This window comes from Peribacillus sp. B65, from assembly GCF_058513295.1.
The window spans coordinates 3,839,660-3,856,440 of the sequence record NZ_CP195840.1 but is presented as its reverse complement, the minus strand read 5'-3'; the positions used below and the strand labels follow the sequence as shown (position 1 = coordinate 3,856,440).

The 16,781-nt window shown below is 43.5% G+C and carries 14 protein-coding genes, 1 riboswitch and 1 other annotated feature; of the genes, 10 read left to right on the top strand and 4 right to left on the bottom strand.

All coding sequences use genetic code 11. The features are described from left to right. Positions 1–7: 7 nt before the first annotated feature. The 5 genes from ACSR9O_RS18765 to ACSR9O_RS18745 all read left to right on the top strand — a co-directional run bounded on the left by ACSR9O_RS18765 (position 8) and on the right by ACSR9O_RS18745 (position 4,151). Positions 8–976 carry a sugar phosphate isomerase/epimerase family protein gene (locus ACSR9O_RS18765; protein ID WP_101224959.1) on the top strand — a complete coding sequence of 323 codons (969 nt, stop codon included), beginning with the start codon at positions 8–10 and terminating at the stop codon, positions 974–976. A 726-nt stretch (positions 977–1,702) separates the two neighbouring features. Continuing rightward, positions 1,703–2,023 (top strand): PadR family transcriptional regulator, encoded by a 321-nt coding sequence (locus ACSR9O_RS18760; protein ID WP_033796096.1) that lies wholly within the window; start codon positions 1,703–1,705, stop codon positions 2,021–2,023. A gap of 65 nt (positions 2,024–2,088) precedes the next feature. After that, positions 2,089–2,442 carry a DUF1048 domain-containing protein gene (locus ACSR9O_RS18755; protein ID WP_034305937.1) on the top strand — a complete coding sequence of 118 codons (354 nt, stop codon included), beginning with the start codon at positions 2,089–2,091 and terminating at the stop codon, positions 2,440–2,442. Between the two features lie 197 nt (positions 2,443–2,639). Beyond that, entirely contained in the window at positions 2,640–3,401 is a 762-nt protein-coding gene (locus tag ACSR9O_RS18750) for an ABC transporter ATP-binding protein (RefSeq protein WP_491724898.1), read from the top strand. Then, positions 3,402–4,151 (top strand): ABC transporter permease, encoded by a 750-nt coding sequence (locus ACSR9O_RS18745; RefSeq protein ID WP_262869765.1) that lies wholly within the window; start codon positions 3,402–3,404, stop codon positions 4,149–4,151. A gap of 314 nt (positions 4,152–4,465) precedes the next feature. On the opposite strand, the gene rluF is transcribed toward ACSR9O_RS18745, so the two are convergent. From rluF to brnQ, 4 genes are all read right to left on the bottom strand, one after another. Continuing rightward, the gene (gene rluF / locus ACSR9O_RS18740) at positions 4,466–5,173 is read right to left on the bottom strand and encodes a 23S rRNA pseudouridine(2604) synthase RluF (protein ID WP_434168389.1); all 708 of its coding nucleotides are present in this window, start codon (positions 5,171–5,173) and stop codon (positions 4,466–4,468) included. Between the two features lie 114 nt (positions 5,174–5,287). Beyond that, positions 5,288–6,187, bottom strand: coding sequence for a DMT family transporter (locus tag ACSR9O_RS18735; protein WP_491724897.1), 900 nt, complete (start codon positions 6,185–6,187; stop codon positions 5,288–5,290). Positions 6,188–6,352: 165 nt separating this feature from the next. Continuing rightward, positions 6,353–7,285, bottom strand: a complete 933-nt coding sequence (locus tag ACSR9O_RS18730; RefSeq protein ID WP_491724896.1) for an aldo/keto reductase — start codon at positions 7,283–7,285, stop codon at positions 6,353–6,355. Between the two features lie 122 nt (positions 7,286–7,407). Next, positions 7,408–8,739 carry a branched-chain amino acid transport system II carrier protein gene (gene brnQ / locus ACSR9O_RS18725; protein WP_491724895.1) on the bottom strand — a complete coding sequence of 444 codons (1,332 nt, stop codon included), beginning with the start codon at positions 8,737–8,739 and terminating at the stop codon, positions 7,408–7,410. 98 nt (positions 8,740–8,837) lie between these two features. Next, positions 8,838–9,084 (bottom strand) — a binding site (T-box leader). A gap of 207 nt (positions 9,085–9,291) precedes the next feature. Between brnQ and ACSR9O_RS18720 the strand changes: the two genes are divergently transcribed. The 5 genes from ACSR9O_RS18720 (at position 9,292) to ACSR9O_RS18700 (ending at position 16,651) form a co-directional block, all read left to right on the top strand. Further along, on the top strand, positions 9,292–9,465 hold the full coding sequence (locus ACSR9O_RS18720) for a hypothetical protein (protein ID WP_164468807.1): 174 nt from the start codon (positions 9,292–9,294) through the stop codon (positions 9,463–9,465). Positions 9,466–9,914: 449 nt separating this feature from the next. After that, positions 9,915–12,656: a GTPase domain-containing protein gene (locus ACSR9O_RS18715; protein WP_232783005.1), complete on the top strand. Its 2,742-nt coding sequence runs from the start codon at positions 9,915–9,917 to the stop codon at positions 12,654–12,656. A 95-nt stretch (positions 12,657–12,751) separates the two neighbouring features. Further along, positions 12,752–12,857, top strand: a riboswitch (SAM riboswitch). Positions 12,858–12,972: 115 nt separating this feature from the next. Further along, on the top strand, positions 12,973–14,085 hold the full coding sequence (locus tag ACSR9O_RS18710) for a sugar ABC transporter substrate-binding protein (protein WP_491724894.1): 1,113 nt from the start codon (positions 12,973–12,975) through the stop codon (positions 14,083–14,085). A 57-nt stretch (positions 14,086–14,142) separates the two neighbouring features. Further along, complete coding sequence (locus tag ACSR9O_RS18705; protein WP_260356385.1) at positions 14,143–15,645, top strand: sugar ABC transporter ATP-binding protein; 1,503 nt, start codon at positions 14,143–14,145, stop codon at positions 15,643–15,645. Position 15,646: 1 nt separating this feature from the next. After that, entirely contained in the window at positions 15,647–16,651 is a 1,005-nt protein-coding gene (locus ACSR9O_RS18700; protein ID WP_101224948.1) for an ABC transporter permease, read from the top strand. Positions 16,652–16,781 lie beyond the last annotated feature (130 nt).

The window sequence follows — 16,781 nt, the reverse complement described above, 5'->3', positions numbered from 1 at the left end:
GGGGCATGTGAAATTAGGGATCTTTACAGTGCTATTTGCTCAAAAATCATTCGAGGATATGCTTGATTATGTCGCGGATTCCGGATTAAAAACAGTTGAAATCGGTACAGGCGGGTATCCAGGGAATATCCATTGTCCACTCGATGAACTGCTCGAAAGTGAAGAAAAGCGCCAAAAATACCTCGAATCCGTTCAAACAAGAGGGTTAACGATCAGTGCATTCAGCTGCCACGGCAATCCAATCTCTCCAGATGAAGCATTCGCTAAAGAAAGTGATGAAACACTGATTAAAACAATCAAGCTTGCATCCTTACTGAACGTCCCGGTCGTCAATACCTTTTCCGGTACAGCAGGTGATCACGAAGGAGCTAAATATCCAAACTGGCCCGTCGCCCCATGGCCGAATGAGTATACAGATGTGCTGAAATGGCAATGGGAAGAAAAATTGATCCCCTATTGGAAAAAGGCGGCCGCCATTGCCGATGAACACAATATAAAAATCGGCCTTGAACTGCATGGGGGCTTTCTTGTGCACACACCCTACACCTTGTTAAAACTTCGGGAAGCTACATCTGATGCAATAGGCGCCAACCTTGATCCAAGCCATCTTTGGTGGCAAGGCATCGAACCAGTCGGGGCCATCAAAATCCTCGGGAAAGCGGGAGCAATCTACCACTTCCACGCAAAAGACACATACTTGGATCAGGATAACATCAATATGTATGGGTTAACCGACATGCAGCCATATGGAAATATCCAGAGCCGTGCCTGGAACTTTCGCTCGGTAGGATGCGGCCACAGCCTGCAAGAGTGGTCCGACATCATGAGTGCCCTTCGCACATACGGTTACGATTACGTCGTCAGCATCGAACACGAAGATCCGCTAATGTCAGTTGAAGAAGGCTTCCAACGGGCCGTAACCAATCTGAAAACTGTACTCATAAACGAAAGCCCAACTGATTTATGGTGGGTATAATTTAGAGTTGATAACGAGCAGCCTAACGCAGGTTGCTTTTTATGTTGTTCGTTGCTCATGAAAAAGTGGAATTCACGAGTAAAAGTGTAAAACTCACGAGTAAAAGTGTAAAACTCACGAGTAAAAGTGTGAAACTCACGAGTAAAAGCGTGAAACTCACGAGAAAAAGTGCGAAATTCACGAGTAAAGGCGTGAATTTCACGAGTATAACAGTATAATTCTCGAGTAAAAGTGTAAAACTTCACGAGTAAAGAGGAATTAATAATATGTTATCTTTTTCACATCAATTGTGTTAGAGACAAACATATTATGTATGACCCTTTCCACCCTTACTTTTAAACGGGCTCTTGGAACTGTCAATATACCGAAATCTTTCGCCTTTCTTAATATACGTGTAAACAAGAAGCATAGGAGGAAGTAAAGGCTTCATAAAAGAAATCAGCTGTATCCAATGGAGATAGCTGGTTTTTAAAAAAAATTCAAGTTGACAGTCACCTACTACGTGTTACAGCATACTCTATAGTAAGTAACACTGGATACCGACAGCACTGAATAGTGAAGTTGCAAAAATGTTATTAAGAATAGGAGTTGACACCTCTGCTACTCGGTGTTACAGTTTAGTTGTAATAAGTAATACTAAATAGCGTGAATACATTCAAAAAGCTATTCAGTAAAAATTCCCCTCAGAACTAAGTTACAAGTCACAAAATAGAGGAGGCTCTGAACATGGAAAATTTAACTGAAATGCTGAAAGGTTCGCTGGAAGGCTGCGTGCTGGAAATCATCAGCCGCCATGAAACCTATGGCTACGAGATTACCCGCCGCCTGAACGAGCTTGGATTTACTGAAGTCGTGGAAGGGACCGTCTATACCATCCTCGTGCGATTAGAAAAGAAAAAACTGGTGAACATAGAAAAGAAACCGTCAGATATGGGGCCGCCCCGCAAGTTTTACTCACTTAATGAGGCTGGACGCCAGGAACTTGAATTGTTTTGGGAAAAATGGGATTTTGTATCATCAAAAATCAATGTCTTAAAGTCAATCTAGCTTCATAAGATATTCCGTACGCTATTTTTGGAGTGTCTTGTTTATAAAAAAGGAGGAAAAATAACATGATGGAATTATTCAAAAAAATGATTGGTGATAAAAAAGAGTATAAAATGATGATGGCACGGGTTGAAGCTCTGCCAGAGGACTACCAATTTGTATTTAAGAAAATTCAAAACTATATGTGGAATTTCTCAGCGGGCAACGGGATGGATATGCTGCACATGCAGTATGAATTAATCGAGTTGTTCGAAGCAGGTGCTGCGGAAGGCAGGCAAGTGCTGGAAATCACTGGGGACGATGTGGCGTCCTTTGCCGACGAACTAGTGGCAAATGCTAGAACCTATTTCGCCAAGTATCGTGAGGATTTGAATGACAGTATCATGAAGCGATTGGGAAAAAATAAATTCAATAAATAATTCCGACTGAATAGCTGGTTACAAATGTGAAATGCCACCTTCGCTATTCAGTTATATTTTAACTCGGTAGTAAGTTATACAGATTATCAGTCAGACTAAATAGAGGACTATAGGCAATTTAGTTCCGCTGGGCGCTCGGAAGGATAAATACGAATCTTATAAGCGGCATTACTGCGCTATTAAAAGGAGGAAAAAGTATGAGCAATGCAGTGATTTCTGTAAAAGGGTTAAAAAAGTCATTTAAAGACAATGAAGTCTTAAAGGGGGTGGATTTTGAGGTGCGGCGTGGCGAAATTTTCGCACTGCTGGGCTCAAATGGAGCGGGCAAGACGACGACGGTCAACATCCTCTCGACTCTGATGAAGTCCGATTGCGGTGAAGTAGGTATTTGCGGCTTTGACGTTCAACGTGAACCGGATCATGTTCGCCAGAGCATCAGCCTGACAGGGCAGTTTGCAGCTTTAGACGGCATGCTCACCGGGCGGGAAAACCTGCTGATGATCGCCAAGTTGCGGGGAGTTTCCAATCCCGCTCAAGTCGCCGACAATCTGCTTGCGAGATTCAGCCTGAACGATGCGGCCAACCGCCGGGCGGATAAATATTCCGGCGGGATGAAGCGCCGGCTTGACATCGCCATGAGCCTGATCGGGACGCCAGCAGTCATTTTTCTCGACGAACCGACGACAGGGCTTGACCCCGAAGCGCGGATTGAAGTCTGGGATACGGTCAAGGAGCTAGCTGGAGGCGGCACGACAATCTTGCTGACGACCCAGTACTTGGAGGAAGCCGAACAACTGGCGGACCGTATCGCCATCCTGCATGGCGGAAAAATCATCTCGACCGGGACCCTTACCGAACTCAAGGAGATGTTCCCGCCAGCAAAAGTAGAGTACATCGAGAAGCAGCCGACATTGGAGGAAATTTTCCTCGCAATCATCGGCAAAAAGGAGGAGTTGTAAATGAATAGCAAAACAGGGGTATTACTAGGGCGTTTAATGCGCAACATCATGCGCAGCCCGGATACAATTATCACGGTGGCGATTACGCCGATTATGATGATGCTGCTGTTTGTCTACGTATTTGGCGGCGCCATAGAGGCAGGCACGGACAACTACGTCAATTATTTATTGCCGGGAATCTTGCTGATGGCTATCGCATCCGGCGTCGCTTACACTTCCGTGCGGCTGTTTACGGATGTAAAGAGCGGGTTGATGGCGCGTTTCATTACCATGCCCATCAAGCGCTCGTCGGTATTGTGGGCTCACGTGTTGACCTCGCTTGTATCCAATTTGCTTACTGTCGTCGTTGTTATCCTCGTCGCACTCTTGATGGGCTTCCGTTCCAGCGCTGATATCCTGGATTGGCTAGCAGTAGCTGGGATAATCGTGCTGTTTACGCTGGCGCTGACATGGCTGGCGGTCATTCCTGGATTGACAGCGGGGTCTTTGGAAGGGGCGACAGCCTACTCGTACCCGCTGATTTTCCTGCCGTTTATCAGTTCGGCCTTTGTCCCCACCGAAACCATGCCTAAAATTGTCCGTGCGTTCGCCGAGAACCAGCCAGTGACTTCAATCGTGAATGCGATTCGTGCCCTTTTGTATGAAGGGTCTGTTGGGAACGATATCTGGATTGCGCTTGCCTGGTGCGTCGGCATCATGGTCATCGCTTACTTCTTCGCCAGTAAAGTATTTAAACGCCAGTTCGGGTAAGTACACCATAAAGGGATTGGCCAAATCAATGGACAGGCGATGCGATGAAAGCATTGCTATCACATGGAAGACTGCTTGAATGCCGGGGCAACCATCACATGGAAACCCTCAAAATTGCTGTGATTAGTGGCGGCTCGATCAGTTATCCCAACGCGAGGTTTGCATGCATGTTCCGAGTAAAAGTGGAAAACTCACGAGTAAAAAAACAGCAAAACTCACGAGAATATCCGCAATACTAAAAAGCAAATGATTGCTGAAAATTCTTCTGAAATTTAAAAAGCGATGCCCCCGGAATTCTGGGGGCATCTTCATTATCATCTTTGCCTTGGGGTGTAATCCAATTCCTTAAATAGTTCCGTCAATTCATCCTCGGTCAGGTCGCGCCATTGTCCGTTCGCCAGTCCGTCCAGATGGATGTTCATGATCCGGATTCGATGTAAATCACGGACTTCATAGCCCAGTGCGGAGCACATACGGCGGATTTGTCTGTTCAGTCCTTGCATCAAAGTGATGTTAAATGTATATTTGGTCAACTGCTCAACTTTGCAAGGAAGTGTTTTCGTATCCAAAATCTCCACTCCGGAGGACATATCTTTAATGAAGGACGCGGTAATTGGCTTATCCACGGTTACGATGTATTCTTTTTCATGCTTGTTTTCTGCACGAAGGATTTCATTTACGATGTCTCCGTCATTTGTAAGAAGAATCAGACCGCTTGAGTCCTTGTCCAGCCGTCCGATATGAAAAATGCGAAGCGGATGATTTACAAAATCAACGATATTCCCTTTTATGTGTTTTTCGGTCGTACTTGTAATCCCTATCGGTTTATTCAGTGCAATATAGACATTTTGCTGTTCGACTTTTATCGGCTTGCCGTCGACACGGACATCATCGCCGGGTTCAGCTTGACTGCCAAGCTCAGCTACCATGCCATTAATCGTCACACGGCCATCGGCTATCCATTTGTCTGCGCCTCGTCTCGAGGTAATTCCGGATTCACTGATAAATTTATTGATCCTCAACTAAAGCACACCTTTACATTCAGATTTTCTTCTTTAAAGGATAACGTAAATCATGGTGCATAGACAAGGGGAAAAGACAGAAAGCGTTCGTTGGTTAGAATTACTGGATGTTCTTTACATGTTCCTCGTGACAGCTGCCGGATATGCCTTTTTCTTTTTGCTTGTCAGGTAGACACCTATAAAGACCAGGATGCCACCGAGGATTTGGATGAGCGAAATCGCATGACCTAAAACCAGGCTAAGGATGGCGGTAAATACAGCAATCAGATTCAGGTAAATTCCAGCCTGGCCGGCATTGATATGACGAAGGGAAACATTCCAGAAAATAAATGAGCCGACAGACGGGAAGATTCCAATATATAAGAGACCTGTGATGGCTTTACTGCTTAATTCAAGGTTCATTCCCGAACCAATGGCAAATGGAGCGACGAGAATCAATCCGAGAAATACGGAAACGGCAGTAGCAGAGATGATCGGAATGTTTTTCAGTTTTTTACCGATTATTGAATAGAAGGTCCAAACGAGAATCGCCAGGATCATCAATAGGTCACCTTTATTATAGCTGAGCTGGAAAATATCCAGAAGGTGTCCTTTTGTCAAAACCAATAAAACGCCGAATAAAGAAATGATAAGTCCGAGTGCATGGAGGGATGAAATTTTCTCCTTTAATAGCAAAGCGGAAAAAAGAACAATTAAGGCAGGGTTCATGGAATTGACAAGAGCGGCATTCATGGAAGTTGTATAGGTTAAAGCCCAATAAAGGAAAAAATTATAACTGATGATCCCGAGCACACCCAAGACTAATAATAATTTCCAGGCTTTCCATACAGTCTTCCAGTGTGGCTTTTCAATCCACTGCGCTAAAGGAAACAATAAGAAAACGGCAATTAGCCATCGCGCAAATGTTAGCTGGATCGGGGAAAGTTCTGTCACAACGTATTTTCCGAAAATGTAATTACCGGCCCAGAACAAATTTGCCAAGATAAGAAATAAAATAACAATAGATTTTTTCATAAGACTGCCTCTTCCTTAATTTATGGAATATTCACTAAATATAACAAAGTAGAGGTACCTAAGCAATATAGAGAGCCTACGGTTAATTTAAGTACAAGGATGAACCGCAGAGCAGGATAAAAAGGCCGTTCAGCTTAAACTGAACAGCCTTTTTCACATCTATAATTAAGCGAAAATGGCACTGATTTCGGCAATTTCGTCCATGGTTAAATCGACATCCAATGCTTGTAAGTTGCGTGTGACCTGTTCTGGCTTTTTCGCTCCGGGAATGAGTACATCAATCGAGTGCCGAGTTAAATACCAAGCTAGGACGACATCGGCAACTTCGGTATGCTTCCTGTTGGCTATCGCCCGTACTTCTTCCACTTTTTGCAGGTTGCTTACAAAGGCTTGTCCTTGGAAAAGCGGACTTTTTGCCCGGCCGTCATCGAATGTTGATTCCTGATTATATTTGCCGCCGAGCAGACCGGACGCAAGCGGGAAATAAGGAATGAAGGAAATATCATTTTCGGCTGTATATGGCAGCAGGTCTTGTTCTGCCTCCCGTTTGAATAGATTGTACTCGGATTGCAGGACATCGACATAGCCGTCTTTATTCGCTTCCTTCAATTGTTCGAACGAAAAGTTCGAGACGCCGATTGACTTGATTTTACCTGCATCCTTCAATTCCTTTAAGGCACCTACTGCTTCATCTTTAGGGGTATCGCGATCAGGGAAATGGATATAGAATAAGTCGATGTAGTCTGTTTGGAGCCTTTTTAGACTCAAGTCCACGGCATTTTTCAGAAAAGCGGGAGAGTTATCAAAAACGATGCTCCCATCGACAAATTTGTGTGCCCCTTTAGTGGCAAGGACTATGTCTTCGCGTTTGCGACTCTCTTTAAGGATTTCACCGATAAGTTCTTCTGAACGTTCAGGACCGTAAATGTAAGCTGTATCCCAAAAGTTGATTCCTTCTTCCAATGCCGTTCTCAAAACATCCCTTCCTGTATCCTCACTTAGATTAGGGAAAAGGTTATGTCCGCCAATTGCATTCGTGCCAAGGCCAATCGGGTTTACATACAGATCTGTTTTACCAATACGGGTTTGCTTAGACATATTACTTATCATCTCCTTTGACCCCATCATAACAAAAAGCGGATGTCGATTTCCAAAATAAAGCAATGCAGGCGTGCACAAAATAAGCAGATGATCTGTAAAATCACCTGCTTACTTCATTATTATAGTGTTTCGATTTCAAACTCCTCAGCTGGCGCTGTTTGTCCGATTTGACTGAGCAGAACGCCAAGGGCTGTACCGACGAGAGCAGGGATGATCCACTCCATGCCGTAGGCGGAAAGGGGAAGGACATCACTCAAGGTTTGCACCGGTCCTAATTGTAGGCCGAAAGCATTCAGTCCATCCATCAAGGCGAAAACTCCTGTGAAAGTCATTGCACTGCGATAAACCTTCTTCGGGTTTTTGAAATGACGGCTGAAGAATGTCAGGACAATCAGGACGATCGTTAACGGATAAGCCATCACAAGGAATGGTACCGATACTTTCAGAATTTGATTCAGACCCATATTTGAAAGGATGAAACCGACGATTGTTACAATCAGAATGACGGTTTTATAGTTCAGTTTGGGGAAAAGTTTCGAGAAATACTGTCCGCAAGCAGTGGTCAATCCGACAACGGTGGTGAAGCATGCTAAAGTGAAAATGATGCCGAGAAGGACCTTTCCGCCAGTTCCAAGTAAAAGGGTCGATGCGACAGTGAGGATATCCGTTCCGTTTTCGAATGAACCATCTGCTGCCATGCGTGCTCCGATTACTCCTAAGGAGATATAAACTAAAGAAAGCAAAACACCAGCGATGAGACCCGCTTTTACTGTATATCTCGTCAATTGCTTTCGTTCTGAAATCCCCCTTTGCTGGATTGAAGTAAGGATGACGATCCCAAAAGCCAGGGAAGCTAGAGCATCCATCGTGTTGTAGCCTTCAATGAACCCTTTCGAAAATGCTCCTGCAGCATATTCTTCGGTTGGAGCTTGGAATGGAGCATCAAGCTTTACGAACCCAACGACACAGAGAATGACCATGGATAAAAGAAGAACGGGTGTAATCCAGCGTCCCATGAAGGTTTCCATTTTTTCTGGATTCAATGAAATGGCATAAACGATGATGAAAAATACGGTTGTGAACATGAATAGAAATAGTGATTGATTCATTGAGTCTCCAAGATACGGCTTGAAGCCCATTTCATAGGCAACATTCGCATTCCGCGGAATGGCGAGGAACGGCCCGATGCTTAAATAGATGACAACCATGAACAACGTGCTGAATAGTGGATGTACACGGGCACCGATGGTTTGTGCCCCGCCCTTAACAAGTGAGACTGCAAGAAGCACCAAAATTGGCAGGCCGACTCCGGTGGCGACAAAACCGGCAATGGCCGGCCAGAATGAAGTTCCTGAAGATGCTCCTAAAAATGGAGGGAATATAAGATTCCCCGCTCCGAAGAACATTGAGAAAAGCATAAGGCCGATAAATAATGTGTCTGTTTTTTTCATGGTGATTTCTCCTTTTTTTAAAAATGATAACTCTCGCCGACTGGCCTGAAAAAGGCTAATTAAAGTGTTTTGTGCAAATAAAAAACTCGCCCCTGAAAATCAGGGACGAGTTTGTGCTCGCGATACCACCCATATTCCGCACTACAAAGAAGCTGCGGCACTCAGTCAACGTACGAATTCATACGTGATCCATTGTAACGGCGGAAACCCGTCAAAGCCTACTGCATTTTCAGCTTTGCATCTCAGAGATGATTTTCGGATAGGCCTTGGACATCGACTTCCACCACATGTCGACTCTCTGTGGAACAGGGTTCCCATCTTACTCTTTCTCTTCATAGATTTTATAATATAAAGACAATTTAGCAAATTCTGATTATGAAGTCAACATAATTTATCATAAATCCTTTAAAAGGAGCAGGAAATTAGTCCCTCGTTAGCGAAACTTCCTTTATCCAGAGGATTTTTTGAACAAGAATAGGCTATAACTCCCTATTATCTTTCTAATCCCAACTATATTATAATAGAAGGCAGAACACTAAAGGAGACAACAGTATGTCTGAAAATAAAAAATTAAGCCTGGCGGATGCAGTCAAACAAAAACTGGCTCAAAAGCAAGCGGGATCAAGTAAAGATAAACTGGAAACAGGCGTTGTGAAAAAAACGAAACAGCTTAAAAGCCAGTTGACCAAAAAGCCGAATAACCAACGTAAGCGTACAGGGGTATAATCCTAATTTGTCAAAGGACAAGTACTGTTCGGAGCTTATCAGAGAGCAGTTACCTTTTATGAATGAGGGTACTGCTTTTTTATATGGAAGAGGCAGGGGGATTTTGCTTTTTACCGTTTATAGGTAAGTTGAAGGGTGGGCTTCTGGTAATTTAGAGGGATAAAGAATGGTTCGCTCACCTCTAGAAAAAACATATTTTCTCGAATATGGAAATGACATCTCTGTATCGGATTATTAAAAACATTACAGTTCCAATTGTTTCTGTTTTAAAATTGTAAGAGTGGTGACATGTTGTTACCATATTGTTTTGCTAAAATAACATTTTAAGGTTTTGTAAATGATTTTTTAACTAAAGGAACCTATAGATTGAATGTTAGGTCTACTAGAAGGCTTATAGAATCAGTGATTATCCTTTAATTGAAAATATGAAATATATCGGGGGAATAAAGATGGACGAACGTCTGATCGGAAAAAAATATTATGAAACGATGATTGAGGATACAAGGAAGCACCCCATTCAAGCTTTGGGTGAAATGTTTCTCGTGGAACAAAAAAAGGAAAGAGCGGATTTAACCGCAATTCGATTTGCTCAAGGAGAAGTATATTTTCAGCATCATGACTATGAGGCAGCCATTTTTAAATGGGAAAACATAGAAGGGGAACTTGGTTCATGGGCGAAGAAAAACATCGCTGATGCTTATTTTGAACTGGAAATGTATTCAACCGCAGAGGATATCTATAAATCCGTCGATACGGATGAAGCGGTCTTGAAAACAGAGGTTCTTTTGCAGCTGTTTTCCCTGTACATAGTGGAATCGAGAAATGATTTGGCTTCCAAAGTCGTGAAAGAAGCAGTCGAGTTTCAACCGGACTACCCGAATGTCACGGAAATCGCACGCGCCTTTTTTGAAGAACAAAAGGATTGGAACAGTGCGGTGGTATTAGCGGCGAATGAAAGTATCCGTACAGAGTCAATGGGCTGGTTCGATGTGCTGAAAACGTATATCCAGCAAGGTGTTGCCCAATCGATGGAGCCGGATTATTTCTCAACTGTCCTTGGTTCGTTATACACACTCGACCAGGAACGTTTCGAGAAAATGACGGTTGCCCTTTGGAAAAATTATAAATATACGGATTCTTATTTCGAATGGTTAAGAGTGATTAATAATTTGATAGATACCATCGAATTGAACCATGCGGATGTATGGGATGAGCTTTCCGTCTATTACAGGGATGCATATGCAGGTCTGTTAGAAGGAACGCATCTAATCAAAGAATTAAGTCCTGTCGTGCCAAGGTTGCTGGAAAACTGGCTCAAAATCGCAGACGGGGAGCTTTCGCTGTTTGCGGCGGCGTCCACGTTGTCCTGGAATGAAATCTTCCCGGATACGGTCAATGCGCTGGTCATTCAGGATGCAGAGAGCCTGCTTTCGAAATCGCCTAAATTGGGAGGCGGACTGGAAGCGGGAGAGAAACTGTTCAATTCCATTATCCAGTGGGCTGAAGATAATGATTTAAGGGTTGGCAATAAGCTTAAATGGATGGTGGAGGGGCTTAAGGATACCAGGAATTTCAATCTCCTTCTTGCAGGAAGTACAGGAAATGGCAAGACATCCTTTATTCAGTCAATCGTTGGCGAGAGCATTGCTGCTGAGGACCATTCTTCCCTAGTCAGTGTCAAAGATGGGGATGATTTGGAAATCCTTGAAATTACCGATACAGATAGCAAAGTTGTCGAGGAGCTAACTGATTTGGATGAAACACGCCGTCAGCGCGGGACTATTGTCGATGTGACAATCATCAGTGACTACCTAAGAAATAATCATCTGCGGTTATTGGATACACCGGGGTTCAATGGGGAACAAAGCGTGGAATCCGATTTCCAAGGCTATTTACATGGCAGTGATGGCCTGATGTTCGTTCTTGACGCCCGGGCTCCTTTCACCGGCAGCGAAAGGGATCTGTTATTGGAAATTCAAATGATGGCTCCGAAACTGCCGATCCATTTCCTATTAAATAAAATGGATACGATATACAGTGATCAGGTCGCAGTCCGGATGGAAGACGAAACATGGGATAAAGTGAATGCATATTTCCCGAATGCGAAAGTGTTCGCTTTCTCCAAACATTATGACAGCAGGCAGCAATTGAAGGACCTTTCAGCCTTCCTTCAATCGAATTATCAAGATGATAATTGGAAGGAAAGAAGATCTGAAAAAATCCTGGCATTCATTCGTAAAACTTTATCTTATCTATTAGAAAAACGGGCAGCCAATGAGCGGAAATGCGAGCATTCCATCTCTTGGAATGAACAGATGGAAGTCAAGCTGAATGGGGCGGTCAACCAATTGGCTGATTTGGAAAAAGAAAAAAGTGAAAATATCATAAGGTCGTATCGTTCGCTTAAGGACGAAGTGAAAAATCAGCTTTATTCAAAAATTCCTGAATTACTGAGGGATTGCTCTAAATCGTTAACGGAAAGCAGTGATTTCAGTCAGGTCCATGTACAGTTAAATCAGGAAATGAATGAGCGGATTCAAAACTTCATTTCTGACAAGATCATGCCTCAATATTACCGTTCTCTTCAAGACTGGATTGCCAGTTCCCAAATGGAGTTCTCACAAAGCCAGCAGTTTATGGATGAGATGAGTGCCGGTTTCAATGAATTATACAAAGAAGAACGGATTACGCTTGCAGGCGACTTCAGAGTATTGGATGACTGGCGCCGTGATGCCGACCGGATGACAAGCAGCATCCGCATCGAAAACGTCAATATCCTTTTGCGCAGGACTCCATCTCAATTACTGCTTAAAGGGGCAGGGAAGCTGTTTGGGGCGATACCGCAAAATAAAGCCAATATGTACAATCGTTATAAGAAATACCTGGAAAGTGAAGATTACCTGGATGTTGCGGAAATGATCACGGAGCGTTTCCTTACCCAATTTGGATTGTTTGAAAAATCTTTGGATCGTGACATCTCCCTTTTCTATCGCGGTTCATTTGCATTACTTCAAAAAACGATAGAGCAAACGCAGACTGAAATAAAAGACTACCAGGCTGCATTGGAGCATATGAAACAAAATCCGGAAGTTTACCGTGACCCTATCACTTTGTTCGAAGTGAAATTAAGGCAGTTGGAGCGGCTTGAAAAGATTGAGAAAAAGCGTCTAGCCCAGCTTCAAAGAAAATAAAAAATAACGGGGAACATTTCAAATATTCAAAAATCTATTGACTTTACGACTATATCCCTATAAAGTGATAATTACGAAAACGTAACACGATATATCTCTTATCAAGAGTGGCGGAGGGACTGGCCCTAAGATGCCCAGCAACCGTTCCATTAGGAATTGGTGCTAAATCCTGCAAAACAGAAATGTTTTGACAGATAAGAGAGGGACAAGTCTGCAAAACAGCCGATTAAACCTCTCTATATTAGAGAGGTTTTTATTTTGGGATTTACACCAACTTAACTGATAAGACTAATAAGAAAAAATGGAGGGAAACAAGATGAAAAGGTCTATTAAAGGTATATTCATTTCAGCCATCGCTTCGGCTTTGCTTTTAACGGGGTGCTCTACAGGTCAGAGTTCCACAGAGTCGAAGAAAGAAGAAAAAGTATCATTTGAAAATGTTCCGGAAAGATTCGCTGATGGAGATGGAGCCAGAATCAAAGTGATCCGTAAAATTGGCGGTGATGATCATACGGCCCAATACCTGGCGGGGGCGAAGGAAGAAGGAGAAGCACTGGGGTTTCAAGTGGATACGTACACAGCCAATGGTGATACGGCTAAATTCCATGATGCGATAGCGCAGGCTTTGGAGGCAGATTATGACGGCTATATCATTTCACATGGTGATGATGCAGCAACTGTGAATGACGTTCAAAAGTTGGTTGATGCAGGTAAAAGCGTTGTCACATTCGATTCAATAAGCGATCTATCTAAAATAGAAGGCGTGACATTAACTTCACAAGATGATGAAGCGTTGGCAACACTGGCTTTTGATAAGCTGATAAAAGAACAGAAAGGTAAAGCGGCAATTGCATACCTTTGGGTGGACGGTTTTCCTCCAATGGTAAGAAGAAATGCAGTCTATCAGGAAAAATTAAAAGAAAATCCTGGGATCAAAGAAGTCGAAAGATTCGGAGTGGCATCTGCTGATACATCGGTTCAGACACAAAATGCTGTAGCCGCAATGCTGAATAAATACCCTAAAGGTAAATTGGATGCCATTTTCGCAACATGGGATGCCTTTGCTATCGGTGCAGCCCGGGCGATTAAAGAGGCGGGCCGCGATGAAGTGAAGATATATGGAATAGATGTCTCGAATGCAGATCTCCAGGAAATCCAATCGGCTGATAGCTCATGGTCCTACACGGCAGCAGTAGATCCCAAGTTGATCGGTGCAGTGAATATGAGGATATTGGCTAAAAAATTAGCGGGCGAAGAAACGCCGCAAACCTATGACTTGGAGGCTTCACTTATTTCACAAAAGCAAATCCAAGCGTCTAAAGAAGCAGTGAACATGGCAAATCTGTCTGGTATTGTCGATGGCTGGGGTGTATCGACGGAATTTGAAGAAGATTGGATGAAAGTTTTGAAAGATCATTATAAAAATTAAAAAGAGACACTCTCTTTCAAGTAGAAGGGAGTGTCTGTTCAATAAGGGGGAATGGACATGGGCACGCAACTAGAAATGAAGAAGATTTCGATTGAATTTCCGGGGGTGAAGGCGCTGAGTGATGTTGATTTTTCCGTAAAATCGGGGACAGCCCACGCATTGGTCGGTGCAAACGGAGCAGGGAAATCGACGTTAATGAAAGTTTTATCGGGAGCCCATGTTCATTATTCAGGTGACATTTATATTGATGGGGTGAAGAGGGATATCCGCTCGCCAAAAGCGGCTCAAGAACAAGGCATTCAAATTGTTTATCAGGAAGTGGATACCGCCCTCATCCCTTATTTAACGGTTGGGGAAAATGTAATGTTGAATGATATGGTCCAAAACATGGGAAAAAAACAGATGGTCCAATGGAAAGAGCTGCATAACCAAGCGGCTTCTATTCTTGAAGATATGAAAATTCGTGTCCCTTCGAAAAAGCTGGTAAGAGACCTTACCTTGGCTGAAAAACAGATGGTCCTGATAGCAAGAGCCGTTTCGACAGAATGCAAATTCCTGATTCTCGACGAGCCAACTGCTCCGTTAAGTCATACGGAGACGACAGAACTTTTTCGAATTGTAAATGAATTAAAGCAAAAAGGCGTGGGAATCATTTTCATTTCACATCGTCTGCCCGAAATTTTTGAAATCTGTGAGGAAATTACAATCATGAGGAATGGGGAGCGTGTCACAAGTCGAAAGAAGGAAGATATAACCCGTACCGAAGTCGTAGAGAACATGCTTGGAAAAACCATGGATGAACAGTTTCCTGAAGTGAATGCTTCGATTGGCGACGTTATTCTGGAAGTGAACGGATTGTCAGATGCAGAGAAAGTTAAAAATGTCAGTTTGAATATTAAAGCAGGCGAGATAATCGGCTTGGCAGGGTTGGTCGGGGCTGGGAAAACGGAGCTGTGTAAAACCCTTTTCGGCCATACGTCCATCACAGCGGGGGAAGTCATCCTGAATGGTCGAAAGCTTTCCTTGAAATCACCGCACGAAGCAGTAAAAAGCGGTCTGGCACTTGTACCTGAGGAACGCAGGAAAGAAGGGGTCCTTGTTCAGGAATCAGTCTCGGCGAACTTGACGGCAGCCAGTCTTGGCAAATTCTCCAAGACATTCAGCTTTGTGAATCGCAAGGCGGAAAAGGAAAGAGCGAAGGAAATGATCGCAAGCCTCGGCATTAAAACTCCTTCAGGGGAAGTGAATGTCGAAAACCTTTCAGGTGGCAATCAGCAAAAAGTTGCCATCGGGAAATGGCTTATGGCCGATGCGGATGTATACATATTCGATGAACCAACGAAAGGGGTCGATGTTGGAGCCAAGAAGGATATATTCGAATTGATTGCAGAGCTTGCAAGGAATGGGAAGGCGATCATTTATGCATCATCCGAGCTTTCCGAAATCATTGGCATTACCAACCGGACATATGTGTTATATGACGGGAGCACTGTCATCGAATTAGAAACAAGTAAAACGAATGAAGAAGAACTACTATTCTATTCAACAGGAGGAAAATAGAATGAGCATACCCAATCCTGTTACACAGACAGCGAAAGTGAAGAAAAAGGTGGAACTATTCGACTTTTTCTATAAATACGGCACAATATTGACGATTATCATTCTGATTGGAATTTTTGCCGTGTCCAATCCATCTTTCATTCAAACTACGAATCTGGTCAACATCCTGCGTTCCATTTCAATCGTGACCATCATTGCGATCGGCATTACGATATCCCTGACCGTGGATGGCTTCGACCTTTCCGTCGGCTCCGTCGCATCATTGGCCAATGCCATCGTCATCTCGATGTTTGTCTGGTTTTCACAGGATACATTAATTGCCATATTAGCTGCGATCGGTGCCTCACTTGTCGTAGGCGCCTTGAATTCATTCATGATCGTTAAATTGAGAATTCCCGACATGCTGATGACTTTGGCTACCATGTTCATTATCCAGGGAATTGCCCTTACCTATACAAAAGGGGCCACGGTTTCGCAAAATATGGTCATGCCAGACGGGACGTTCGCAACAGGACTGATCAGCCCGTTTTTCGCCAAAATTGGCCAGGTACCGTGGATAATCCTGATCATGGCCGTCATTGTGATAGCGACCCATATCTTTTTGACTTATACGAAGCACGGTCGTTATATGTACATTATTGGGGGAAATAAGGAAGCGGCGAGACTTTCCGGGATATCGGTCAATAAATACAAAATCCTTGCCTATCTGCTTTCGGCTCTATTTGCTGCAATCGGGGGGATTGTCCTTGCTTCAAGGGTCATGACATCGGAAATCAATTCAGGGTCACCCTATTTAATGGATGCCGTCGCGGCTGCCTTCATTGGTTCCTCCGTTTTAGGAGCGGGAAAACCGAATGCCTTTGGAACCTTTGTCGGAGCAGTCCTGATCGGAATCCTACAAAATGGGCTGATCATGATGTCCGTTCCGTATTATGCGATGGATATCGTCAAAGGAACAGTGCTGGCCCTTGCTCTCGCTGTAACTTATTACAAACAAAAACACTAAAATGAATCCGTTACGTTAATATGACTATATGATAAGTCTGCATGTGGATGAAATGTGAGACTGTAACTCGTGGTGAGTTTTAACTATAAGATGATAGGGGAAGAGGGTTCTTTTTAACCCTCTTTCCACA